The organism is Candidatus Bandiella numerosa (genome assembly GCF_021811875.1).
In the GTDB taxonomy this organism is placed as follows: domain Bacteria; phylum Pseudomonadota; class Alphaproteobacteria; order Rickettsiales; family Midichloriaceae; genus Aquirickettsia; species Aquirickettsia numerosa_A.
Genome location: NZ_JAJBJD010000210.1, coordinates 1 through 565 on the forward strand (window position 1 = coordinate 1; position 565 = coordinate 565).

Consider the following 565-nt stretch of genomic DNA (forward strand, 5'->3'; position numbering starts at 1 on the left):
GCCTATGAGGATAATGGGCTGAAGCTCTTCGGCCCGGACGGCTACAAGCTCTCCGATGAGATCGAGCTGGAGATCGAGAGCCGGATGGACCGGGCGCTTGATGACAAGCTGGCTGCGCCGTCCGCACTTGGGCGCACCCGCCGCGTCGATGATGCGCAGGCGCGCTATGTCGAGATCGTGAAGGCAACCTTTCCAAGGGGCATGCGGCTCTCCGGGCTTCGGGTCTGTATCGATTGCGCGAATGGCGCGGCCTACAAGGTCGCCCCGGCCGCCCTCTATGAACTTGGCGCGGAGATCTTCCCCATCGGTGTGTCGCCGGACGGGTTCAATATCAATCAGGAGGTCGGCAGCACCAACACGCTGGCGCTTCGCGAGGCGGTCCGTAAATACCGCGCCGATATCGGCATTGCGCTCGATGGCGATGCCGACCGCTGCATCCTGGTCGACGAGACCGGCGAGGAGATCGATGGCGACCAGCTGATCGGCCTCATTGCCACCGACTGGAAGAAGCGTGACCTCCTTGCCCGCGACGGCGTCGTCACCACGGCGATGTCCAATCTCGGTC

The 565-nt window shown here is 63.7% G+C and carries 1 protein-coding gene; it reads left to right on the plus strand.

What is annotated here, in order from left to right:
* A partial coding sequence (locus L8D11_RS05415) for a phosphohexomutase domain-containing protein (RefSeq protein ID WP_458692971.1) occupies positions 1-565 on the plus strand: 565 nt, incomplete at both ends.